The following is a 328-nucleotide window of genomic DNA, read 5'->3' as shown; positions in this document are numbered from 1 at the left end:
CAAATTTTCTCTTTCCACCCCCTGGCGGGTCACACTCAAAATAGGTGCTGGTGAGGTCATACAGCAAAACATCGAATTTGATGTTGAACAGTTCGTGCCAACGATTGGTGAGGAAGCTGAAAAAATCGCGTTTGTGGTCAACAAGTTTATCCAGACATCGGTACAGCTTATCTTTTTGCACAAGCGCATCATCTTCTCCCGACAGATCGGCCATGGCGCTGTTGCGGAACCATTCACGGTGCAGGCGCCACTCACTGCCCGGAGATATAAGACGGTAGGTAACAAGAGTTTTTAAAACGTTGAGCCATTTTGTTCCTTTGCGGCTTAC

Annotated in this window: 1 pseudogene; it reads right to left on the bottom strand. The window is 47.6% G+C overall.

Annotation, left to right across the window (positions count from 1 at the left end):
- A pseudogene (locus tag JWH17_RS23975) lies at nucleotides 1–328 on the bottom strand (IS1634 family transposase); the annotation flags it as partial.

This window comes from Desulfogranum marinum (assembly GCF_016918565.1).
Lineage (GTDB): Bacteria > Desulfobacterota > Desulfobulbia > Desulfobulbales > Desulfobulbaceae > Desulfogranum > Desulfogranum marinum.
This window is presented reverse-complemented; position numbering and strand designations above follow the sequence as displayed.